18 protein-coding genes are annotated in these 21,931 nt (G+C 73.7%); 11 read left to right on the top strand and 7 right to left on the bottom strand.

Going from position 1 to position 21,931, the window contains the following annotated elements; all coding sequences use genetic code 11:
* The first annotated feature begins 636 nt into the window (after positions 1-636).
* The 10 genes from KJS59_RS02670 (at position 637) to KJS59_RS02625 (ending at position 12,742) form a co-directional block, all read left to right on the top strand.
* Positions 637-1,620 carry an ABC transporter permease gene (locus tag KJS59_RS02670; RefSeq protein ID WP_213450611.1) on the top strand — a complete coding sequence of 328 codons (984 nt, stop codon included), beginning with the start codon at positions 637-639 and terminating at the stop codon, positions 1,618-1,620.
* 48 nt (positions 1,621-1,668) lie between these two features.
* On the top strand, positions 1,669-3,411 hold the full coding sequence (locus KJS59_RS02665) for an ABC transporter substrate-binding protein (RefSeq protein WP_213450610.1): 1,743 nt from the start codon (positions 1,669-1,671) through the stop codon (positions 3,409-3,411).
* A gap of 109 nt (positions 3,412-3,520) precedes the next feature.
* Positions 3,521-4,498, top strand: coding sequence for an ABC transporter permease (locus tag KJS59_RS02660; RefSeq protein WP_213450609.1), 978 nt, complete (start codon positions 3,521-3,523; stop codon positions 4,496-4,498).
* A 35-nt stretch (positions 4,499-4,533) separates the two neighbouring features.
* Positions 4,534-5,649, top strand: coding sequence for an ABC transporter ATP-binding protein (locus KJS59_RS02655; protein WP_213450608.1), 1,116 nt, complete (start codon positions 4,534-4,536; stop codon positions 5,647-5,649).
* 9 nt (positions 5,650-5,658) lie between these two features.
* Positions 5,659-6,741, top strand: a complete 1,083-nt coding sequence (locus tag KJS59_RS02650; RefSeq protein ID WP_213450607.1) for an ABC transporter ATP-binding protein — start codon at positions 5,659-5,661, stop codon at positions 6,739-6,741.
* A gap of 39 nt (positions 6,742-6,780) precedes the next feature.
* Entirely contained in the window at positions 6,781-8,022 is a 1,242-nt protein-coding gene (locus tag KJS59_RS02645) for a 6-phospho-beta-glucosidase (protein ID WP_213450606.1), read from the top strand.
* Positions 8,019-9,026 (top strand): N-acetylglucosamine kinase, encoded by a 1,008-nt coding sequence (locus KJS59_RS02640; protein WP_213450605.1) that lies wholly within the window; start codon positions 8,019-8,021, stop codon positions 9,024-9,026. Before KJS59_RS02645 ends, KJS59_RS02640 begins: the two co-directional genes overlap by 4 nt.
* Positions 9,023-11,416 (top strand): CHAT domain-containing protein, encoded by a 2,394-nt coding sequence (locus tag KJS59_RS02635; protein WP_213450604.1) that lies wholly within the window; start codon positions 9,023-9,025, stop codon positions 11,414-11,416. The genes KJS59_RS02640 and KJS59_RS02635 overlap by 4 nt, the downstream gene beginning before the upstream one ends.
* Complete coding sequence (locus tag KJS59_RS02630) at positions 11,413-11,742, top strand: hypothetical protein (protein WP_213450603.1); 330 nt, start codon at positions 11,413-11,415, stop codon at positions 11,740-11,742. The genes KJS59_RS02635 and KJS59_RS02630 overlap by 4 nt, the downstream gene beginning before the upstream one ends.
* A 16-nt stretch (positions 11,743-11,758) precedes the next feature.
* A complete protein-coding gene (locus tag KJS59_RS02625) occupies positions 11,759-12,742 on the top strand; it encodes an SDR family oxidoreductase (RefSeq protein WP_213450602.1) in 984 nt (327 codons plus the stop codon).
* A gap of 49 nt (positions 12,743-12,791) precedes the next feature.
* Here the strand turns inward: KJS59_RS02625 and KJS59_RS02620 are convergent, their stop codons facing one another.
* Positions 12,792-14,354 carry a diguanylate cyclase domain-containing protein gene (locus tag KJS59_RS02620; RefSeq protein WP_213450601.1) on the bottom strand — a complete coding sequence of 521 codons (1,563 nt, stop codon included), beginning with the start codon at positions 14,352-14,354 and terminating at the stop codon, positions 12,792-12,794.
* Positions 14,355-14,435: 81 nt separating this feature from the next.
* Positions 14,436-15,323, bottom strand: coding sequence for an NAD-dependent epimerase/dehydratase family protein (locus KJS59_RS02615; protein ID WP_376771110.1), 888 nt, complete (start codon positions 15,321-15,323; stop codon positions 14,436-14,438).
* Here KJS59_RS02615 and KJS59_RS02610 point away from each other — a divergent pair.
* Positions 15,240-15,656 carry a TIGR03668 family PPOX class F420-dependent oxidoreductase gene (locus tag KJS59_RS02610; protein ID WP_213450599.1) on the top strand — a complete coding sequence of 139 codons (417 nt, stop codon included), beginning with the start codon at positions 15,240-15,242 and terminating at the stop codon, positions 15,654-15,656. The genes KJS59_RS02615 and KJS59_RS02610 overlap by 84 nt on opposite strands.
* Before the next feature lie 37 nt (positions 15,657-15,693).
* Here KJS59_RS02610 and KJS59_RS02605 read toward each other — a convergent pair whose 3' ends face one another.
* From KJS59_RS02605 to KJS59_RS02585, 5 genes are all read right to left on the bottom strand, one after another.
* The gene (locus tag KJS59_RS02605) at positions 15,694-16,560 is read right to left on the bottom strand and encodes an NAD(+)/NADH kinase (RefSeq protein ID WP_213450598.1); all 867 of its coding nucleotides are present in this window, start codon (positions 16,558-16,560) and stop codon (positions 15,694-15,696) included.
* Between the two features lie 4 nt (positions 16,561-16,564).
* Positions 16,565-18,061: an MFS transporter gene (locus KJS59_RS02600; protein WP_213450597.1), complete on the bottom strand. Its 1,497-nt coding sequence runs from the start codon at positions 18,059-18,061 to the stop codon at positions 16,565-16,567.
* Positions 18,062-18,070: 9 nt separating this feature from the next.
* On the bottom strand, positions 18,071-20,146 hold the full coding sequence (locus tag KJS59_RS02595; RefSeq protein ID WP_213450596.1) for a xanthine dehydrogenase family protein molybdopterin-binding subunit: 2,076 nt from the start codon (positions 20,144-20,146) through the stop codon (positions 18,071-18,073).
* 263 nt (positions 20,147-20,409) lie between these two features.
* Positions 20,410-21,366, bottom strand: coding sequence for an FAD binding domain-containing protein (locus KJS59_RS02590; protein WP_249713813.1), 957 nt, complete (start codon positions 21,364-21,366; stop codon positions 20,410-20,412).
* Positions 21,353-21,826 (bottom strand): (2Fe-2S)-binding protein, encoded by a 474-nt coding sequence (locus KJS59_RS02585; protein ID WP_213450595.1) that lies wholly within the window; start codon positions 21,824-21,826, stop codon positions 21,353-21,355. The genes KJS59_RS02590 and KJS59_RS02585 overlap by 14 nt, the downstream gene beginning before the upstream one ends.
* Positions 21,827-21,931: the final 105 nt, after the last annotated feature.

The following is a 21,931-nucleotide window of genomic DNA, read 5'->3' as shown; positions in this document are numbered from 1 at the left end:
GGCGACGGGGACGCGGCGGGGATCCCGGCGCCGGACCGGCGCCGGGCGGCACGACCTTTCAGAAACATTTCGGAAATACCGGCACGGTAGTCAGTCGGTCACGGCGCGGTCAAGCATTTCTACGTGTCGATCAGTTTCGCCTCGGACTCCGAAACTTTCAGCGTCGCCGCCGGTCACGCCCCGCGTCGATCCCGGGGTTGCGCTGGCTCCAAGCTGGGCGAACGCGGCCGAACCGGGCACCGCACGACCGGGATCGGCGGATCGGCGTTGCCGGGGTGGACGGGCGTCGATGTGACCAACGCCACGTCGCCGTGCGTAGTCACTTGCGTATCAGGGGTCCGCCGGGTCGCACGACAAAAGCCACTAACCTGGCTTAATCGCACTTAAGGTGCGGGTTGGGCGCCGGAGGTCGGTGGCCGCTCGTGGGCCGGCTTGTGACACTATCTGTCGTGAAGGTGACCGAGCTGTTATCTGACCGATGCGCGGGACTATTTCGTGGCCGGCGCGTTGGAGCTAGCTTGTTCCTCACGGCGCGCATGGGCAGCCCTTACTTAGGTGCACGAAGGCTCAATGTGACGGCCTGATCTGGAGGTGCCACGCGTGGAGCCGACGCTCACGGGTCCTGACACTGCGCCCATGGGCGCTTCGTCCACGACCGTTGCGGCGGAAGAGGGGATGCCGCCCGTCCGCAAGGCGGAGAGCAAGTCCCCGACGAGGATCGCCCTGATCCGGCTTCGGCAGGACAAGGTGGCGATGACCTGTGCGGTCATCGCGGCGATCTACGTGTTGATCGCTATCTTCGCCCCGCTGCTGGCGAAGCTCGAGGGGCAGAGCCCGACCGCGTACCACATGGACATGATCGACCCGTTCGGCTACCCGACCATCGGGACGACCAGCGACCACTGGTTCGGCATCGAGCCGCGGCTGGGCCGGGACCTGTTCGCCCGATGGGTCTACGGCGCGCGCCCGTCGCTGATCGTCGGTGCCACGGCCACGGTCATCACCACGATCATCGGCATCGTGATCGGCCTGGTGGCCGGCTTCGTCGGCGGCTGGGTCGACCGGGTGCTGTCCTGGTTCATCGACCTCGTGCTGAGCCTGCCCTACCTGCTGTTCGCGATCGCCACGTCCGCGCTGCTGGTGCAGGCGTTCGGCGGCGCCGAGGGCGCACCGCCGGAGACCGTGGCGCGGGTCCGGTTCATCTCGCTCATCATGGTGCTGTCGTTCTTCGGCTGGGCCAGCCTCGCCCGCCTGATCCGGGGCCAGGTCCTCAGCCTCCGCGAGCGCGAGTTCATCGCCGCCGCCCGGGTGCTCGGCGTGCCGACCCGGCGGGTGCTCTTCCGCGAACTGCTGCCGAACCTGGTCGCCCCGATCGTCATCTCCACGTCGCTGGCGCTGCCGGCCTACATCGTCGCGGAGGCCGGCCTGACCGTGCTCGGCGTCGGCCTCGTGGAGCCCACCCCGTCCTGGGGCGTGACGATCTCCTCGGCCACCAACTACTACCGCGCGGACCCGCTCTACCTGTGGCTGCCCGTGCTCGGCATCACCATTCTCGTCCTGGCGCTGAGCCTGCTCGGCGACGCCGTCCGGGACGCCTTCGACCCGCGGACCCGTCGCTGACCGCGCTGGGTTCAAGTTCACCAGGGGAACGTTGAGATAGGAGCAAGAGTGAGACGATTGAACGTAGCCGTGGCGGTCGCCGCCGCGGTCGCCCTCGGGGCGGCTGGCTGCGGCAGTCCGTCCTCCAAGAACCAGGGGAGCGGCAACACCGACGGCGGCGGGGCGATCACCACCCAGCAGAGTGCCACGGACCCGAACGCCAAGGGCCCGGCGCCCGAGGTGCCCGGCGCGAAGAAGGGCGGGACCATCACGGTCTACTCCCAGTCGACGCCGAGCACGATGGACCCGACCGCCATCTACTATGTGGACTCGAACGAGATCGGCAAGCTGCTGTTCCGCACGCCGACCCAGTTCGCGCTCCGCGATGGCAAGCCGGTGCTGGTGCCGGACCTGACGGACCTGGGTACCGTCTCCGAGGACAAGCTGACCTGGACGTTCAAGATGCAGTCCGGGATCAAGTACGAGGACGGCAGCGAGGTCAAGGTCGAGGACCTGGCCTACGCGATCAAGCGGTCGTTCGCGCACGACGTGTACGCCGAGGGCCCCTCGTACCAGCTCTCCTACTTCAAGGACGCCGACAACTACAAGGGCCCCTACGCCAGCGGTGACAACTACACCGGCGTGGAGACCCCGGACGCGACCACCCTCGTGATCCACCTCGCGCAGCCGTTCCAGGACCTGCCGTTCTACATGTCCTTCCCGATGTTCACGCCGATCCCGCAGGCGAAGGACACCAAGCAGGAGTACAAGAACCACCCGATCTCGACCGGCCCGTACGCGTTCGACGCGTTCAGCCCGGGTACCGAGTTGAAGCTCAAGAAGAACCCGAACTGGGACCCGAACACCGACCCGGTGCGGCACCAGTACGTGGACTCCTGGGTGTTCAAGTGGGGCGTCGACGACGTCAAGAACCAGCAGCAGGTGCTCAACAGCAACGGCCCGGACGCCGCCGCGATCAACTACGGCAACCTGGACGCGTCGCTGATTCCGCAGGTGAACGGCGCCAAGTCGGCCCAGCTGCTCAAGGGCGACAGCCCCTGCACGATCGTGTGGCAGCTGGACACCCGCAAGATCCCGCTGGAGGTGCGCAAGGCGGTCGCCAAGGCGTACCCGTACGACCAGTTGTGGACCGCGCAGGGCCTGAACGAGTTCGTCGCGGAGCCGGCCAGCACGGTTCTGCCGCCGAGCGTGCCGGGCTACACGAAGTACACCCCGGTCGCGGACCTGACCGGTCTGGGCAAGGGTGACCCGGCCGCGGCCAAGAAGATGCTCGAGGCCGCCGGCAAGCTCGGCTTCGAGGTCAGCTGGTACTACGACAACACCAAGCCGGTGACCCAGCAGATCAGCCAGATCCGGGCGGACGCGCTGAAGGAGGCCGGCTTCACGGTCAAGGCGATCGGTGTGACCACCGCGGAGCTGCGCGGCAAGAAGGGCGACTACAGCGCCAACGTGAACATGGGTCAGTCCCCGGCTGGCTGGTGCTCGGACTGGCCGTCCGGCGGTAGCTGGTTCCCGGTGCTGTTCCGTTCGCAGAGCATCGACGAGGGCCAGAGCTGGGGCATGCTGAGCGACCCGGCGCTGGACAAGGAGATCAACGACACCGCCAACCTCCCGGCGGAGGAGTCCACGGCGAAGTGGGCGGCCCTGGACGAGAAGATCATGGGCCAGTACGTCGCCATCCCGCTGTACTACAACAAGATGGCCAACGTCATGGGCACCGCGATCGGTGGCGCCGAGGGTGACGGCACCGTTGGTATGCCGTTCTTCCCGAACATGTACGTGAAGAGCTGACGCAGTAATGGCGGTTCCGGCCGGCGCCCACCGCGGCGCCGGCCGGAACCACCCCAGCCAGACCCCCAGCCATCCCCCGCACCACCCCCACACGCAAGGAAGTTGACCGGTGCTCCTCTACATCCTGCGGCGCATCCTGATCGCCATCTCCGTCGTCGCGGTGACGCTCATCGCCTCGTTCGCGCTGTTCTACGTGGCGCCGACGGACCCGGCGGGCGTGCTCTGCGGCGAGCGCTGCACCCCGGCACGGTACGAGGAGATCCGGCGCTCGCTGAACCTGGACGAGCCGCTGCCCAGCCAGGTGGGCAACTACTTCAAGGGCCTGGTCGTCGGGCGCACCTACGAGTCCGGCGGCACCACCGTCGAGTGCGAGGCGCCGTGCCTGGGCTACTCGTACCTGCTCGGCCAGCCGGTCACCAAGCTGTTCGCGCAGGCGATTCCGGTCACGTTCTCGCTGGTCCTCGGCGGGGCCATCGTGTACGTCAGCGTCGGTCTGCTGGCCGGCGTGTTCGCCGCCCGAAGACGGGGCACCCTCTTCGACCGGGTGACGGTCGGCGTTTCGTTGATCTTGAACTCGATCCCGTACTTCATCGTCGCGCTGATCATCTCGCTGTACGCGACGTTCCTGCCGCCGACGCAGTACACAAAACTCTTCGAAAATCCGGCGATGTGGGCGTCGGGCCTGCTCGCCGCGTGGCTCTGCCTCGGCCTGGCCAACGCCGCCTCCTACACGCGGTACTCCCGCGGCTCCATGATCGAGTCGCTGGGCGAGGACTTCGTGCGGACCGCGCGGGCGAAGGGCCTGACCGAGCGCAAGGTGGTCTACGGGCACGGCCTGCGCGCGGCGCTCACCCCGGTCGCCAGCATCCTCGGCGTCGACCTGGCCTACCAGTTGACCAACACGGTCTTCACTGAGACGATCTTCGGCCTGCCCGGGGTCGGCCTGATGACCCTGCGCGCGTTCTTCACCTTCGACCTGCCGGTGCTGATGGGCGGCGTGCTGGTCGGCTCCATCGCGCTGGTCACGATGAATCTGATCGTGGACGTGCTGTACACCGTGCTCGACCCGCGGGTGCGGCTGTCATGAGCCAGTCATCCACGGCGGGCCCGCATGGAGGCGGAATGAGCGAGCAGGTTACCAACGGCGGCACCGCGATCCGGCGCCCCGAGACGGTTTCCCGGGCGGCGCGGTCCCGCGAGGCCAACCCGTCCGGCCTCGAGCCCTACCTGGTCGTGCGCGACCTGGAGGTGACCTTCCCGACGGCGGACGGCCCGGTCAAGGCGGTGCGCGGGCTGAGCTACTCGGTGCCGCTGGGCCGCACGCTGGCGATCGTCGGCGAGTCCGGCTCCGGCAAGAGCGTGTCCAGCATGGCCGTGATGGGGCTGCACAACCCGCAGAGCACCCGCATCAGCGGCTCGATCCGCCTGGGCGGCCACGAGGTCGTCGGCATGCGCCAGGAGGAACTGCGCAAGCTGCGCGGCAGCACCGCCGCCATGGTGTTCCAGGACCCGCAGTCGTCGCTGCACCCGTACTACACGGTCGGCAAGCAGTTGATCGAGGCGTACCGGGCGCACCACAACGTGGCCAAGGCCAAGGCCGCGCAGCGGGCCATCGAGATGCTGGCCAGGGTCGGCATCCCGAACCCGAAGAAGCGGATGGGCGACTACCCGCACCAGTTCTCCGGCGGCATGCGGCAGCGCGCGATGATCGCGATGTCGCTGATCAACGACCCCAAGCTGCTGATCGCGGACGAGCCGACCACCGCCCTGGACGTGACCGTGCAGGCGCAGATCCTCGACCTGATCATGGATCTCCAGCGGGACTTCGGCTCCGCGGTCGTGTTCATCACCCACGACCTGGGCGTGGTCGCCGAGATCGCGGACGACATCCTGGTCATGTACGCCGGGCGCGCGGTCGAGTACGGGCAGGTCAACAAGATCCTCGGCGCTCCGCTGCACCCGTACACCTGGGGCCTGCTGGAGAGCATCCCGGCGGTGTCCGGCGAGCCGGCCCGGCTGCACCCGATCCCGGGCGCCCCGCCGAGCCTGCTGGCGGTGCCGAGCGGCTGCCCGTTCCACCCGCGCTGCGAGTTCCGCGAGCAGGTCCAGGGCGACCTGTGCCGCACGGAGACGCCGGACCTGATCCCGCGGACCGCGGACACCAGCCGCACGTCGCGCTGCCACCTCCGCGAGCCCGACCGGGTCTTCGAGACCACCGTCCTGCCCCGGCTGCCGTAAAGGACCACGATGACCACCACCGCGATCGAAACCGGGTCCGGACGGGCCAAGCGTGGCGTGCCGAGGGTCCCCGGTGCCCCCCTGCTGGAGTTGCAGGATCTCGTCATGCACTTCGCCACCCGCGGCGACGGGCTGCTGGGTCGCAAGACCAGCAAGGTCCAGGCCGTGGACGGCGTCTCGCTGACCGTGCGCGAGGGCGAGTCGCTCGGCCTGGTCGGCGAGTCCGGCTGCGGCAAGTCGACCACGGCCCAGCTCATCACCCGGCTGCTGAAGCCGACCTCCGGCAAGATCCTGTACCAGGGCAACGACATCGCCCGGCTGAACGAGCGGGCGCTGCGCCCGTACCGCCGGGAGATCCAGCTGATCTTCCAGGACCCGTACTCGTCGCTGAACCCGCGGCACACGGTCGGCTCGATCATCGGCACCGCCCTGCGGACCCACAACATGACGGCCAAGGGCAAGGAGCTGGCCCGGGTCCAGGAACTGCTCGAGGTCGTCGGCCTCAACCCGGAGCACTACAACCGGTACCCGCACGAGTTCTCCGGCGGCCAGCGCCAGCGCATCGGCATCGCCCGGGCGCTCGCCGTCCAGCCGAAGATCATCGTGGCGGACGAGCCGGTCTCCGCGCTGGACGTGTCCATCCAGGCGCAGGTGATGAACCTGCTGGAGGACCTGCGCAAGGAGTTCGGCATCGCGTTCGTGTTCATCGCGCACGACCTCGGCGTGGTCCGGCACTTCTGCGACCGGATCGCGGTCATGTACCTGGGCCGGATCGCCGAGATCGGCAACCGCGACGACATCTACGGCGCCCCCCGGCACCCGTACACCCAGGCGCTGCTGTCCGCCGTGCCGGACCTGGGCACCGTGCGCGGTACGCCGCCGAAGGCGCGCATCCGCCTGGTCGGTGATCCGCCGAGCCCGATCAACCCGCCGTCCGGTTGCCGGTTCCGCACCCGCTGCTGGAAGGCGGCCGAGGTCTGCGCGAAGGAGGACCCGGCCCTGACCCGGCGGAACTCCCCGCAGGAGGTGGCCTGCCACTTCGCGGAGGCGCCGGAGGAGTCCATCATCGCGGACCTGCGCGCCGACGCGTGACCCCGCCCCGCCGGGCGGGCGAGAGCGGAGGGTGAGGGGATGAAGGTCGCCGTGGTGGGCGGCGGGTCGACGTACACCCCCGAGCTGGTCGACGGGTTCGCCCGCTCCGCCCCGGGCCTGGCCGAACTGGCGCTGGTCGACCCGGCGGCGCAGCGGCTGGCCGTGGTGGGCCCGCTCGCCGGCCGGATCATGCGCCACCACGGGCACCCGGCCGAGGTCACCTGGACCGGCGACCTCGACGCCGGCCTGGACGGCGCCGACGTGGTGCTGCTCCAGCTGCGGGTCGGCGGGCAGGCGGCGCGGATCAGCGACGAGACGTTCCCGCTGGTCTGCGACTGCCTCGGCCAGGAGACCACCGGCGCGGGTGGGCTGGCCAAGGCGCTGCGCACGGTACCGGTGGTGCTCGACATCGCCGCCCGGGCCAAGCCGGGCGCCCTGATCGTCGACTTCACCAACCCGGTCGGGATCGTCACGCGGGCGCTGCTGGACGCGGGGCACCGGGCGGTGGGGCTGTGCAACGTGGCGATCGGGTTCCAGCGCCGGTTCGCCGGGTGGCTCGGCGTCGCGCCCGAGCGGGTGGTGCTGGACCACGTGGGGCTCAACCACCTCACCTGGGAGCGGGCCGCCACGGTCGCCGGCGTCGACCGGCTGCCCGAGCTGCTGACCGGGCACGGCGAGGAGCTGGCAACCGCCGTGGGACTGCCGGTCCGGCTGCTGCGCCTGCTCGACTGCGTCCCCTCGTACTACCTGCGGTACTTCTACGGCCACGACGAGGTGGTACGGGAGGAGCGCGGGCGGCCCACCCGGGGTCAGCGGGTCGCCGAGATCGAGGCGGAACTGCTGCGGATGTACGCCGATCCGGCGCTGGAGACCAAGCCGGCGCTGCTGGGCGAGCGCGGCGGGGCGTACTACTCGGAGGCGGCCGTGGGCCTGGTCGGCGCCCTGACGGCGGGGGAGCGTGGCGTGCACTCGGTGAACGTGCGCAACCGGGGCACGTTGCCGTTCCTGCCGGACGAGGCGGTGATCGAGGTGTCCTGTGAGGTGTCCGGCGCCGGTCCGGTCCCGTTGCCCGTCGCGCCGCTCGCCCCGGACCAGGCCGGGCTCGTCGCGGCCGTCTCCGGGTACGAGGAGCTGGCCCTCGCGGCGGCCGTCCACGGTGGAGCCGACCGGGTGTTCCGGGCGCTGCTGGCGCACCCGCTCGTCGGCCAGTACGAGTACGCCGAGCGGCTGACCGCCGAGCTGATCGCGGCGAACCGGCGGTACCTGCCGTGGGCCCGGTGAGCGCCCCGCTGTACCTGGCGGTCGACGGCGGCAACTCCAAGACGGACGTGGTGTTCGGCGACGCTGGCGGAGGGGTCCGGGCGTTCCTGCGCGGGCCGACCGCCTCCCCGGACATCCTGGGCGTGCCCGGCGCGATGGCCATGCTCGACCGGCTGGTCGGTGCGGCCCGGACGCGTGCCGGACTGCCCGCAGGCGCACCGGTCGCCCGCGCCGACCTGCTGCTCGCCGGCGCCGACCTACCCAGCCAGGTGGCGCGGCTGACCCGGGAGGCGGCCGCCCTGGGCTGGGCGGCGGCGGTGCGGGTCGACAACGACGCGTTCGCCCTGCTGCGCGCCGGCACCGCCCACCCGGACGCGGTGGTGGTGGTGTGCGGGGCCGGGAGCAACTGCCTGGGCCGGCGGGCGGACGGGCGCACCGCCCGGTTCCCGGCGTTCGGCCCGCTCTCCGGGGACTGGGGCGGCGGCCACCACCTCGCCGAACTGGCGCTCTGGCACGCCGCCCGCGCCGAGGACGGCCGGGGACCGGCGTCCGCGCTGGTGGCGGCGGTCACCGACTACTTCGGACTGGCCACGGTGGAGCGGGTGAGCGCGGCGCTGCACCTCGGTGAGGTGCCCCGGGAGCGGCTGTACGGGCTGAGCGAGGCGCTGTTCGCGGTCGCCGCGGCCGGTGACCCGGTGGCCGCGAAGGTGGTCCGCCGCCAGGCCGACGAGGTGCTCGCCCAGATCCGGGTGGCGGCCGGGCGTCTGGACCTGCTCGGCCGGGCGTTCGCGGTGGTGCTCGGCGGGGGCGTGCTCGCCGCCCGCCATCCGCTCCTGCACGACGCGATCGTGGCTGGCCTGGCCGACCTCGCGCCCGCGGCCACCGTCTCCGGCGTGGCCGATCGACCGGCCGCCGGTGCGGCGCTGCTCGCGGCGGACGCGCTGCACGGCGGGGCCACCCCGGCTGAGGTGGAGGAGCGGGTGCGCTCCGCGCTGCGGGAAAAGCCGGCACAATACCTCGGGTGACCGACCCGCGTCTCATCGTCGTACTCGGCCCGCCGATGGCGCGCCTGCGGGAGCTGCTCGGCCGGTACGGCTCCGCGTACTGGTTGGACACCCATGGCGAGGCCGCGGTGCTGCGCGCGGTGGCGGAGGCGACCCGGGGCGACCGCGAGGCGGTGATCGCCTTCCCGCCCGACCGTCCCGGCGCCGTGGCCGAGATGATCGGCGCACTGCTGGCCGGGGGTGTGCGGGTGGTGGTCGGGCTGACGAGCGAGGCGTGGGCGGAGGTGCGCCCGATGCTGCCCGCCGGCCGGTGGCCGCGGCACGTCGAGGTGGTGCGGGTAGCGGCGTTGCCCATCGGGCCGGGGCCGGGTCCGGGCGCGGCGCCGACCAAGTTCTGGGCGGGGCCGGACGACGACAACGCCCCGTCCGGGCCGGGTCCGGGCGCGGTGCCGCCGGAGATCTGGGCGGGGCTGGACGGCGACGAGGAGCCGTCCAGCCCCGCGAATCTGCCGCCCCCGCTCAGGATCCGGGAGGAGCGGATCGCGCTCGGTGTCGAGCCCGAGGAGCGGCCGGGGCCGCCGCCGGTCGACCGCCGGCACGTGAACGTTGTCGTGGCCGGGAAGCCCGGCGGTGCACCGCTCTCGGGGCCCCTGGCGCGTGACGCCACCTACCTGGCGCGCTTGTCGATCGGGCCGCTCGCGGCGGATTCCGTCGTCGTGGACCCACCGGACTTCCCGCACGAGCACCTGCCCCGCTCGCCCGCGGGCTGGTGGCTGACCGTGCTGGCGACCGGTGACGCCCTCGCCTACGGCGACCAGTTCGCCGAGGCGTACTTCCTGCCCCGCGTCGGGTCGGGGTACCGCTGCGGTTGCCCACCGGGCACCGAGCACCACTGCCGGCCCGCCGAGCGAAGCCCCACCGTGGACGTTCCGGTGCGGACCGGCACCCTGCACCTGTCGGTGTACCTGGCGGGAAGGGTGCTGGTCCAGGCGCTGACCGTGGACCTGCCGGCCGGCGGGCGCCCGGCCGGGCGGGTGGTGTGGTCGCTCGACGTCGGCGTGGCCGACCTGGACCGGCACGCCCGCCGCTCGGCCAGCGTCTACGAGGCGGGCGGCCCGGACGGGCGGCACCGCCTCGTGGTGGGCGACGGCGCCGGGGAGCAGGTCCGGTTCGAGCTGGGCGAGGCGCAGGCGGCGAGTCTGGCCCGGCGGCTGCGCACCGGCCTCTACGAGGCGCAGTTCGACGGCCGGCGCAGCCGCTTCGACGGGACCCTCGGCAAGCCCGACGGCGCCTACCTGGCGGACCTGCGGGCGCTCGCGGTGGCCGGCGCGGAGGCGTACCGGACGATGCTGACCGACCCGGACGCCCGCGACCGGCTCAGCGGCTGGCTGGCGGCGGACGCGGCGCGCCGGGGCCGCCCCGCCGTGGTGCAACTCGCCCGGGCGGCGAACACTCGGCTGGCCTTCCCCTGGCAACTCGTCTACGACCTGCCCGTGATCGGCGACGGCGCCGGGCTGACCCCGTGCCCGAGCGTGTGGGCGTTCGGTCCACACCGGACGACGGCGGAGGTGCCCCCGGTCTGCCCGCACGCGGACGCCCACCTGGACGGGGACGGCCAGCTCTGCCCGTACGGCTTCTGGGGGCTGGCGCACGTGCTCGAGGTGCCGCCGTTCACCGCGGCCGGCCTGGTGGCGGTGACCGGCGACCCGCCGCCCGCCACGCTCGCCGTCGGCTTCAACGCGGACCTGTCCGGCCCCGAATGGGAGCGGCACCGGGCCGCCCTGGCCGCGATCGCCGGCGCGCGTCCCGCGGTCACCACCACCGTCGACGCGCTGCGCACCGCACTGGTCCCCGGCGCCGACGTGGTGTACCTGCTCTGCCACGGCATCCGGGCGGCGGGCGTGCCGGGCGGCCCGCCCACCGTGCTGCTGGACTTCGGCGGTGGGGGCCGGATCGCGCCGGGCGACGTGGACGCGTGGGCCCGGCTCACTCCCCGGGTGCGCTGGTCGGCGCGGCGCCCGCTGGTGGTGCTCAACGGCTGCTTCACCGGCGAGGTGCTGCCGGACACCACGGTCGAGTTCGTCGCCGCCTTCGTCGGCCAGGCCGGCGCGGCCGGCGTACTGGCCACCGAGGTGACGGTGGAGATGCGGCTGGCCACCCGGGCGATGGAACTGTTCCTGGCGGCGCTGTGGCGCGGCGCCGGGGTGGGCGAGGCGCTGCGGGCGGCCCGCTGGGAGCTGCTGCGCCACGGAAACGTCCTCGGCTTGGCATACTCGCCGTACTGCGACGCCGACCTGCGCGTGCCGGGCGCCGCTCCCGGTGGCACCGGGAGCGAGGCCACGGACGGCGGCCCCGCCGGGGCCACGCCGGGCGGGCCGGCGCCGTCCACACGGGAGGGGAGCCCACGATGATCGGCAACCTGGGTGCGGCCTGCTTCGGCCTGGTCGCCGGGTACCTGGCCTACCGGACGCTGGTCCGTTCGCCGGGCGCCCAGATCTCCGACCTGGCCGCGGTGCTGTCCGCGATCGGCGGCGGGGCCACCGTGGCCGTGTCCGGCCGGGGCACCGACGCGTTCGGCTGGTACGCGATCGGCCTGGCCGCCGGCATGGCCGTCTACTTCGGACTCTTCGCCTGGCTCAACGGCCGCCGGAAGGCGGCGGTGGTGCTCGGCGGCGAGGGTGGGCCCAGGGCCGGCGGCGAGGGCGCCGAGGACGGCGGGTCCGCCAGGCCGCGCTGACGGATAGGGTGTCCCCATGCGGGTCTTGTTCATCGGTGGCAGCGGCATCATCAGTTCGGCCTGCTCCCGCCTGGCCGTCGAGCGCGGCATCGACCTGTACACGCTCAACCGCGGCAACGAGGAGCGCCGGCCGCTCCCGGCCGGGGTGACCCGGCTGCGGGGCGACATCCGGGCGCCGGAGTCGGCCCGTGCCGCCCTGGGCGACCTGACGTTCGACGCGGTGGTCGACTGGGTGGCGTACACGCCCGGGCACGTCCGGGCGGACATCGACCTGTTCACCGGGCGTACCGGGCAGTACGTGTTCATCAGCTCCGCCTCGGCGTACCAGACGCCGCCGGCACGGCTGCCGGTCACCGAGTCGACCCCGCTGCGCAACCCGCACTGGCGCTACTCGCGCGACAAGATCGCCTGCGAGGACGCGCTGGTGGCGGCGTACCGGTCGGCCGGCTTCCCGGTCACGATCGTGCGCCCGTCGCACACCTACGACCGCACGGCGGTCCCGTTCGACGGCGGCTGGACGGCGATGGCCCGGCTGCGGCGGGGCAAGGAGATCGTGGTGCACGGCGACGGCACGTCGCTGTGGGTGCTGACCCACCACGAGGACTTCGCCCGGGGCTTCGTGCCGCTGCTCGGCCACCCGGCGGCGATCGGCGAGGCCGTCCACATCACCACGGACGAGGTGCTGACCTGGAACCAGATCGCCGAGACGCTCGCCGCCGCGGCCGGGGTGCCGCCGCGGATCGTGCACGTGCCCTCGGCCGCGATCGCCGCGGCGGACCCGGGGTGGGGCGCCGGCCTGCTCGGTGACAAGGCGCATTCGATGATCTTCGACAACGCCAAGCTCAAACGCCTGGTGCCCGGGTACGTGGCGACCATCCCGTTCCACCGGGGGGCGCGCGAGATCGTCGCCTGGTACGACGAGGACCCGGCCCGGCAGGTCGTTGACGAGCGCCTGGACGCGGTCATGGACAAGCTGGTCGCCGACTACCGGCCCCGCTGAGCCGGCGATCAGTCGCCGCTGAGGCGGTCAATCCCCGCTGAGCCGGCGGTCAGTCGCCGACCACCAGGTCCCGGCCGCCGTGCTTGGCGGTGTAGAGGTGTTGGTCGGCCCGGCGCAGCAGCGTCGAGTAGTCGTCGTCCGGTCGCACCTCGGTGACGCCCGCGCTGGTGGTGACCCGCAGCCCCCGGCCGACCCCGGACCAGTCCTGGTCGGCGACCGTCCGGCGGACGCGCTCGCAGTGCTCCCGGGCCGCCGCCCCGCCGAGCGGCAGGACGAGCAGGAACTCCTCCCCGCCCAGCCGGACCGCGCGCCCGTCCGGCCCGGCGGTGTCGCGCAGGATCTGCCCGACCACGCGCAGCACCCGGTCGCCCGCCTCGTGCGAATGCCGGTCGTTGACCTGCTTGAAGTGGTCCAGGTCGAGGATCGCGACGCTGAGCGCGCCCCGGGCGGCCGGCGCCAGGCCCAGCAGCCCGTTGAGGTGCTGCTCGCACTTGCGCCGGTTCCACAGCCCGGTCAGCGGGTCCCGCTCGGCGAGCCGCTGGTACTCCCGGCTGGTCCGCCGGGCGTGCTCGATGTCGAACACCGCCTGGACCACGGAGGCGGCGGCCTCGCTCTGCTCCGAGCGCAGCCGCGTCCACTCGCCGTGGAACGCCACCATGTGCTCGTACGCCGAACGGTAGTCCCCGGTCGCGGCGAAGCAGGCGGCCAGCTCGTGCAGGGCCCGCGCGCTGCTCTCCGCCATGCCGGCCCGCACGCTCATCTCGCGGGACCGGGTCAGGCTCGCGACCGCGCCGGCCAGGTCGCCCCGGCGGCGCTGGATCTCGGCGAGGGTGAGCAGGCAGCTCGGGATCGCGTCGGGCTCGGTCTCGTCGGAGAACCCGGCCAGCGCGGCCTTGATGACCTCGGTGGCCTGCCCCGGGTCGCCCGACTCCAGCAGCACCCGGGCCAGTGTGTCCACACAGGACGCCGTGAGCCGGTGCCCGGTGTGCTCGGCCAGCCGGCGCATCCGGGTCACCAGCTCGACCGCGCCGGCCAGATCGCCGCGCTCGTACTGCACCCAGGCCCAGTTGTTCAGGTTGACGATCCGCATGCTGGGCCGGCCCAGCCGGTCGGCCAGCTCCTGCGCGTACCGGAACGCGGCCACCGACCGGCCGCCGATCCGGTACCCGTAGATCTGCGCGGCCAGCACCATCGCGTGGTCGACCCGCAGGCAGAGCGGATCCTCCTCGGTCAGCAGCCGGAACGCCTTCTCGGCGTGGCTGGCGGACTCGCTGATCTCGCCCAGCCGCCACAGCCCGCCGGAAATGATCGCGTGCGCGCGGGCGGCCACCACGGTGTCGGCGGTGGACTCCAGCCGGCGCTGGGCGATGCCGGCGCCCTCGGGCGCCCGGCCGGTGCGGTTGTAGACATCGGCGCGGGCCAGCTCGGCGAGCGCCACGTAGCGCCCGGAGCCCGCCGCGGCGGCCCGCGCGGCGAGCGCGTCGGCCCGCTCCAGCAGCCCGTCATGGCGCGTGTAGGTGTCCGCGATCAGGTCGGTCAGCTCGGCTTCCAGCGCCTTCTCGGCCCGCCGGTCGCCGGCGACCAGCCGGGACGCCTCCGCGTAGCCCGTCACCGCGAACCCGCCCGGCGGCGTTCGCGCATCCCAGTACCGGTCATCGACGGCCCCACGTCCCGCGCTGCGCGCACTCAATGATCAGCGGATCGGCCGTTGACGAGCGTAGCTGAGCGGTTCCCGTTCCTGACAGTGCGTAGGCGGCCGACGGGTGCCGGCCAACGGGACCGTGGCGAGATCATCCGCCCGGTGCGGGACCTCAGCCGACCAGCCCGGCCTCCTCTGCTGGTCCAGATCCCGCGCCAGCGGCGGCGCACCACGCCCACGGTCCCAAACCAGGGTGGCGGCGGCGGTCTCGACCAGCGGCGTGGCGGGCATCCCCGCGGCCCGGGCCCGGCCGGCGCCGCGCCGGAACATCGGCTCCCACGCCGACGGCACGATCAGGGGGAGCCGGCCGGGCACCCGTTCCGGCTCCACCGGCACCATCTCGACCCCGGTGCCGGCCGCGGCGGCGCACGCCTCGATCAGCCCGGCCATCGTCGTCGGCTCCGCCGGGCCGACGGCGTTGTAGACGCCCGGCCGGTCGGCGGCCAGCAGCGTGGTGACCAGCCGGGCCAGATCCCGCGAGTCCACCACCTGTACGGGCTGCTCCGGCCGGCCGGGCAGCGCCACCCGGCCGCCCCGCGCCGCCCGGCGCACCCACCGGGTGAACCGGTCCGTCGGGTCGTGCGGCCCCGCCACCACGCCGGGACGCACGATCGTCCCCCGCTCGCCGTACCGGACCAGCACGTCGTCCTCGCAGGCCACCTTCAGCGGGCCGTAGGTGGCGTCGGTGACCTCCTCGGTGCCGCGCTCCGGCGGCAGCCGGGCCGCGTCCTCGTCCGACCGCTCGGGCAGCCGCGCAGGATGCGCATGCGAAGATCCTAACGGGGTACCGCGCAGCCCATGACCCTCGACGAGGCCCGCCGGCGCTTCGCGGCCGCCCGGGTGGCCCGCCTGGCCACCGCCGGCGCAGACGGCCGCCCCCACCTGGTACCCCTGGTGTTCGCCATCGCCGGCGGCACCATCTACAGCGCCGTGGACGCCAAGCCCAAGCACGGCACCGAGCTGCGCCGCTTCGCCAACGTCGCCGCCAACCCGCGGGTCGCGCTGCTGGTCGACGAGTACGCCGAGGACTGGACCGCCCTGTGGTGGGTCCGCGCCGACGGTGACGCCCGGGTCCTGGCCGCGGAGACCGCCGAGGGCACCGACGCGGTCACCCGCCTCGCGGACCGCTACCCCCAGTACCGCGACCAGCCCCCGTCCGGCCCGGTCCTCGCCGTCGACGTGGACCGCTGGTCATCCTGGTCGGCCGCGGACTGAGCGGCCCCGCCGTGCTCGGTCGAGCGAAGCGGCCGCGCTACACGTCCGTTTCGGCGCTGTCCGGTACCCGCAGCTTGCGCCGGGCCCGCTGGTAGAAGGTGGTGGTGCCCAGGCGCACCACCCGGGCCGCGGCGCGCGCCGCCCGGACCGTGATCCGGTCGCCGGGGCCGAGGTGGCCGCCGATCCCGCCGTCGACCTCCACCGCGAGCTGCCCGCTGGTGGGCAGCAGGTCGAGGGTGACCTGCTCGTCGGCGGAGAGCACCAGCGCCCGGTTGAACGCCGAGTGCGCCGAGGCCGGCACGACCAGCACCGCCTCCACGGTGGGGGAGACGATCGGGCCGCCCGCGGAGAAGCTGTACGCGGTGGACCCGGTCGACGTGGCGACGATGACCGCGTCCGCCGCGTACCGGATGAACGGCTGGCCGTTGACGGAGACCTCGATCGCGGCCAGGCCGTCCCCGGGTACCCGGACCATCGCGATGTCGTTGAAGGCGGTGACCGGCGAGCCGTCCGGCAGGGTGCTGGTGACCGCCATCCGGGGCTCCACCGTGTACCGGTGTTCGTCGATGCATGACAGCGCCGCGGGCAGCTCCTCGGCGTCGATCTCGGCCAGGAACCCCAGCCGGCCGAGGTTCACGCCGAGGACCGGGGTGGCGGTGTTGGCGCCGAGCCGCATGGTGCGCAGCACCGTCCCGTCCCCGCCGAGGCTGACCAGCAGGTCCGCGCGGGCCACCAGCGCGGACTGGTCCACCGGGACCGCCTGGCAGTCGATGCGGCCGACCTCGTCGGGCAGGCCGAGCACGGTCGCGCCGTGCCCCCGGGCCCAGTCGACGATCGTGTCGATCGCCGGCTTCGAATCGCGATTGGGGTGCAGGACCAGCCCCACCGTCGCGATCATCCCCATGCCGTCACTGTACGGAAGCGGACCCGTTCGGGCGGTCGGTCTCGGGGTGCAGCGGGGTTCCGCCCACCGCGCAGTGGCTGCGGACCGGCGAGGGTCGGCGCGCCGGGCGCCCGGGCACGCCGAGCACCGCGATCACCGCGGCGGCCCCGAACAGCCCCGCGCAGATCAGCATGGCGGTCGGGTAGGCGCGGGCCAGCGCGGCCGGGTCGGTCAGCCGGCCGGTGCCGATGCCGGCCGCCAGCGGCAGCACCGCGACCGCGAGCAGGCCACCGGCCCGGGCGACCGCGTTGTTGACGCCGCTGGCCAGGCCGGCGTGCCGCTCGTCCACGGCGCCGAGCGCGGTGGCGGTCAGCGGCGCGACCGTGGCGGACAGGCCCAGCCCGAGCACGACCGCTGCCGGCAGCACTCCGGTCAGGTAGGCCGTGCCCGCGCCGATCCGGCTGAGCAGCACCAGCCCCACCGCGCCGACCAGCGGCCCCACGGTCATCGGCAGCCGCGGCCCGATCCGCCCCGCGAGCCCGCCGGCGGGCGCGGAGAGCAGCAGCATCAGCACGGTGATCGGGATCAGTGCGGCGCCCGCGACCACCGCGGCGTAGCCAGCGACCACCTGAAGCTGGATCACCACCAGGAAGAACACCCCGCCGAGGGCGGCGTAGAGGGCGAACGTAGCCAGGTTGACCGCCGTGAACGTGCGGGACGCGAACAGGCCCAGCGGCAGCATCGGGTGCCGGGACCGGTGCTCGGCGAGCACGAAGCCGGCCAGCGCGGCGGCACCGACCACCAGCCCGGCGAGGACCGGTGCCGCGCCGGGGCCGCGCCCGGGCCAGAGCGTGAACGCGTACGCCAGCCCACCCAGGGCGGCCGCGGCGAGCGCCGCGCCGGTCGCGTCCGGCCGGTGCGTGGCGCCCGGGTCGCGGGACTCGGGCACGTGCCGCAGCGCGACCGCGATCGCCACCGCGGCGAGCGGCACGTTGATCAGGAACACCAGCCGCCAGGACGCCGCCTGCACCAGCCAGCCGCCGAGGAACGGGCCGACCGCGCCGGCGATGCCGCCGAGGCCGGACCAGGCGCCGATCGCCCGCCCCCGGTCCGCCGGGACGAACACGGCCTGCAGGATCGCCAGCGCACCCGGGGTGAGCAGCGCCCCGCCGACCCCCTGCAGGACGCGGGCGCCGATCAGCACCTCGACGCTGGGCGCCACCCCGCACAGCAGCGAGGCGAGGGCGAACCACGCCATGCCGATCGTGAAGACCCGCCGCCGGCCGTACCGGTCGCCCAGCGAGCCGCCGAGCAGGATCAGCGCGGCCAGGCTCAACGCGTACCCGTTCACCGTCCACTGGAGAGCGGCGGCGTCCGCGCCGAAGCGGCGGCCGATGGCCGGCAGCGCCACCGTGACCACGGTCGCGTCGACGAACGCCAGCGCGGAGCCGAGCACGGTGGCCAGCAGCACCCAGCGCCCGGCGGCCTGGCGGAGGCGGACCCGGTCCGGTGCGTGGTCCATCGCGCCAGGCTAGAGCAGATTCTCCACGGTGAGCGGCAGCGCGCGCAGTCGGCGGCCGGTCGCGTGGTGCACCGCGTTGGCGACCGCCGGCGCGACGCCCACCACCCCCACCTCGCCCACGCCCTTCACCCCCATCGGGGTCAGCGGGTCGGGGCCGCCGACGAACAGCACGTCCACGTCGGGCACGTCGGCGTGGACCGGCACCAGGTAGTCGCCGAGGTTGGCGTTCATGATCCGGCCGCTGCCCGGATCGGGCGTGGTGCGTTCCATCAGGGCCATGCCGAGGCCGCCGACCGTGCCACCGATGATCTGGCTCGCGGCCAGCTTCGGGTTCATGATCCGGCCGCCGTCGACCGCGGTGACCAGCCGCACCACCCGCAGCTCGCCGAGGTCGGGGTCGACGCGGACCTCCGCGAAGACGGCGGCGAACGCGCCGGAGGGCGCCACGTCCTCCCGCTCGGGCGGGGCGCTGGCGCCCTCGGCCCGCACGTCGGTGCCGCGCGGGTGCCCGTTCCGGACGATCTCCAGCAGGTTCCGGCAGGCGTCCTGCACGGCGTTGGTTACGGCGGCGGTCAGCCCCGAGCCGCCCGCCGCGGGCGCCTTGGGCAGCCGGGTGTCGCCCAGCTCCACCCGCACCCAGTCGGGGGGCAGATCGAGCAGGTCGGCGGCGAGCTGGGTCAGGATCGTGTACGTGCCGGTGCCGATGTCCGTCGCCGACGTGGCGATCGTGGCCGTGCCGTCCGGGTGCAGCGTCGCCGCCGCCCGGCAGGGCATCATCGTCCAGCCGAACGTCACCCCGGCCATCCCGTACCCGACCATGCGGTGCCCGTCCCGCATCGAGCACGGCGCGGGGGAACGCCCGTACCAGCCGAAGCGCTCGGCGCCCACCCGGTAGCACTCGCGCAGCCCGGTGGTGGTCCACGGCCGCCCGTTCTCCGGGTCCACCTCGGCGACGTTGCGCAGGCGCAGGTCGACCGGGTCGATGTCGAGTCGGAAGGCCAACTCGTCCAGGGCGCACTCCAGCGCGAACAGGCCCTCGGCCGTCCCGGGTGCGCGCATGTGCCCGGTCGGCGGGACGTTCAGCCGGACCTGCACGTCCCGCGCCGCGAAGTTCGGGCAGGCGTAGGCGCCGGCGCCGCGCGGCGTCACCCGGTACCGCACGGCGTCGTCCATGGCGGCCGGGTACTCGGCATGGTGGTCGATCGCCACCAGTCGCCCGTCCACAGTCGACCCCAGGCGGATCCGCTGCACCGTCGACGGCCGCCCGCCGGTACCGGTGAACATCTCCGGCCGGGTCAGCTCCAGCGCGACCGGCCGGCCCACCACCCGGGCGGCCATCGCGGCGACCGTCACGTGGGGCCACGAACGCAGCCCGGCCCCGAAGCCGCCACCGACGAACGGGGCCAGCACCCGCACCCGCTCCTCGGGGATGCCGAACACGCCGGCCAGCGCCGACCGGGTGTTCGCCGTGTGCTGGGTGCTGTCGTGGACGGTGAGGTCGTCACCGTCCCACCGGGCCACCGTCGTGAACGGGCCGAGCGGATTGTTGGTGAGGTGGGGAGTGGTGTAGGTGGAGTCCACCCGCACCTCGGCGGTGCGCAGCGCGCCGGCCGGGTCGCCTCGGGTCGTGTCGAAGTGCCACGGGTTCTCCTCGCGCTCCGCGCGCGGGTCCTCGGTCCGCAGCACCGGCTCGTCGACCTCGTACCGGACCTCCACCAGGTCCGCCGCGGCGACCGCCTGCTCCCGCGTCCCGGCCACCACGACCGCCAGATACTGCCCGTCGTAATCGACGCGGTCACCCTGCAACGGCGGGGTCGGCTGCGGACCGATCGACGTCGCCGGCCCCCTCGACAGCCGCGGCGCCGTCAGGTGAGTGATGACCGTGAGCACCCCCGGCGCGCCCTCCGCGCCCTCGGTCTCGATCCCGGACACCCGCCCCGCCGAAATCGTGGCCCGCACCAGCGCCGCGTACGCCAGGTCCGGGTAGCGCACGTCGTTCGGGTACGGCGCGGCGCCGGCCACCTTCCGGGCCCCGTCGACCCGATCCAGGGCGGCGCCGACCAGGGGCGCCAGGGTGCGGGTCACGGTACCTGCCTTTCGTTCGCGACTGTGGTGCTTCCTGCGCGGTCGCCGGTCCTGCGGCCCGGCGTGCTCCGGGCGCTCCTCGCGCTCACGGTGTCTGCCTTTCGTTCGCGACTGTGGTGCTTCCTGCGCGGTCGCCGGTCCTGCGGCCCGGCGTGCTCCGGGCGCTCCTCGCGCTCACGGTGTCTGCCTTTCGTTCGCGACTGTGGTGCTTCCTGCGCGGTCGCCGGTCCTGCGGCCCGGCGTGCTCCGGGCGCTCCTCGCGCTCACGGTGCCGCCCAGGTGCTCAGTGCGCGGATCAGGGTGCGCCGGGCCAATTCCACCTTGTACCCGTTGTCCCGGCGCGGCTCGGCGTCCGCGAGTTCCGCGCCGGCCGCCGCCACGAACGCCTCCGGCGCCTCCCGCAGCACCGCCTCGGCCCGGCGCGCCCGCCACGGCACCGTCGCCACGCCGCCCAGCGCCACCCGGGTACGGCCAGGGTCGGCCACGACCGCCGCCGAGGCCAGCGCGAAGTCGTACGAGGCGCGGTCGCGCACCTTCAGGTACCCGGAGCGGGTGCCTTGGGCGGGCAGCGGGATGTCCACCCCCGTAACCAGGTCGCCGTGCCGGAGCACGGTCTCCAGCCGGGGCGTGTCGTCCGGCGGGAGGTAGAACCCGGTCAGCGGCACCGTGCGCGGTCCGTCCGGCCCGAGGAGCCGCACCACGGCGTCCAGCGCCACCAGCGCCACCGCCAGGTCCGACGGGTGGGTGGCGATGCAGTGCGGGCTGGTACCGAGAATGGCGTGGTTGCGGTGCACTCCCTCCAGGGCGGCGCAGCCGGCACCCGGGTCGCGCTTGTTGCACGCGGTGGCCACGTCCCGGAAGTACGGGCAGCGGGTGCGCTGGAGCAGGTTCCCGCCGATCGTGGCCGCGTTGCGCAACTGCACGGACGCCCCCGCCAGCAGCGCATCCCGCAGCACCGGCAGCCGCTGCGCCACGACCGGCTCCCGGGCCAGCCGCTCCATCGTCACCAGCGCGCCGACCCGCAGGTCGCCGCCGTCGAACGTCACGTCGCGCAGCGGCAGCCGGGTGATGTCCACCAGCCGGCGCGCGGTCACGGTGCCGATCTTCATCAGGTCGAGCTGGGTGGTGCCCCCGGCCAGGAACGCCGCCGCCGGGTCGGCGGCCAGCTCCGCGACCGCCTGCGCCGGCTCGCCGACCCGCACGTACTCAAGCGTGCGCACCCGAGGCGACCTCCCGGATCGCGGCCAGGATGCGCGGGTACGCCCCGCACCGGCACAGGTTCCCGCTCATGTACTCGCGGATGTCCTCGTCCCGCCCGGCGCGACCCTCCCGGATCAGCGCCGCCGCGGAGACGATCTGCCCCGGCGTGCAGTACCCGCACTGGAACGCGTCGTGCTTGATGAACGCCGCCCGCAGCGGGTGGTCCGCCAGCCCCTCGATCGTGGTCACCTGCCGCCCGTCACACTGGGCGAACAGGGTCAGGCAGGACAGCACCCGCCGCCCGTCCACCAGTACCGTGCAGGAGCCGCAGGTGCCCTGGTCGCAACCCTTCTTGGTACCGGTGAGGCCGAACCGGTCCCGCAGCGCGTCGAGCAGGGTGACCCGCGCGTCCAGGTTCGCCACCAGCCGGGCGCCGTTCACCGTGACCGTGGTCGTGGGTTCTCGCACGCCGGGGCCCATACCGCGGCGGCGCCGGCTTAATCCGCGCCGACCGGTGCCGGGCGCGCTCAGACCCGGCTTACGCGTCGGCCAGCACTGGGCGCGCGCCGGGCGTGCTCCGGCCCG

It is taken from the genome of Rhizomonospora bruguierae (assembly GCF_018397995.1).
GTDB classification, from domain to species: Bacteria; Actinomycetota; Actinomycetes; order Mycobacteriales; family Micromonosporaceae; genus Rhizomonospora; species Rhizomonospora bruguierae.
Note: the sequence above shows the minus strand (reverse complement) of the source record. Positions and strands in the feature narration are given on the sequence as shown.

Excerpts from the sequence above, each read along its gene's own strand:
- KJS59_RS02670 (WP_213450611.1), top strand. The coding sequence starts at position 637 with ATGGGCGCTTCGTCCACGACCGTTGCGGCGGAAGAGGGGATGCCGCCC.
- KJS59_RS02655 (WP_213450608.1), top strand. The coding sequence starts at position 4,534 with ATGAGCGAGCAGGTTACCAACGGCGGCACCGCGATCCGGCGCCCCGAG.
- KJS59_RS02650 (WP_213450607.1), top strand. The coding sequence starts at position 5,659 with ATGACCACCACCGCGATCGAAACCGGGTCCGGACGGGCCAAGCGTGGC.
- KJS59_RS02645 (WP_213450606.1), top strand. The coding sequence starts at position 6,781 with ATGAAGGTCGCCGTGGTGGGCGGCGGGTCGACGTACACCCCCGAGCTG.
- KJS59_RS02630 (WP_213450603.1), top strand. The coding sequence starts at position 11,413 with ATGATCGGCAACCTGGGTGCGGCCTGCTTCGGCCTGGTCGCCGGGTAC.
- KJS59_RS02625 (WP_213450602.1), top strand. The coding sequence starts at position 11,759 with ATGCGGGTCTTGTTCATCGGTGGCAGCGGCATCATCAGTTCGGCCTGC.
- KJS59_RS02610 (WP_213450599.1), top strand. The coding sequence starts at position 15,240 with ATGACCCTCGACGAGGCCCGCCGGCGCTTCGCGGCCGCCCGGGTGGCC.
- KJS59_RS02605 (WP_213450598.1), bottom strand. The coding sequence starts at position 16,560 with ATGGGGATGATCGCGACGGTGGGGCTGGTCCTGCACCCCAATCGCGAT.
- KJS59_RS02600 (WP_213450597.1), bottom strand. The coding sequence starts at position 18,061 with ATGGACCACGCACCGGACCGGGTCCGCCTCCGCCAGGCCGCCGGGCGC.
- KJS59_RS02585 (WP_213450595.1), bottom strand. The coding sequence starts at position 21,826 with ATGGGCCCCGGCGTGCGAGAACCCACGACCACGGTCACGGTGAACGGC.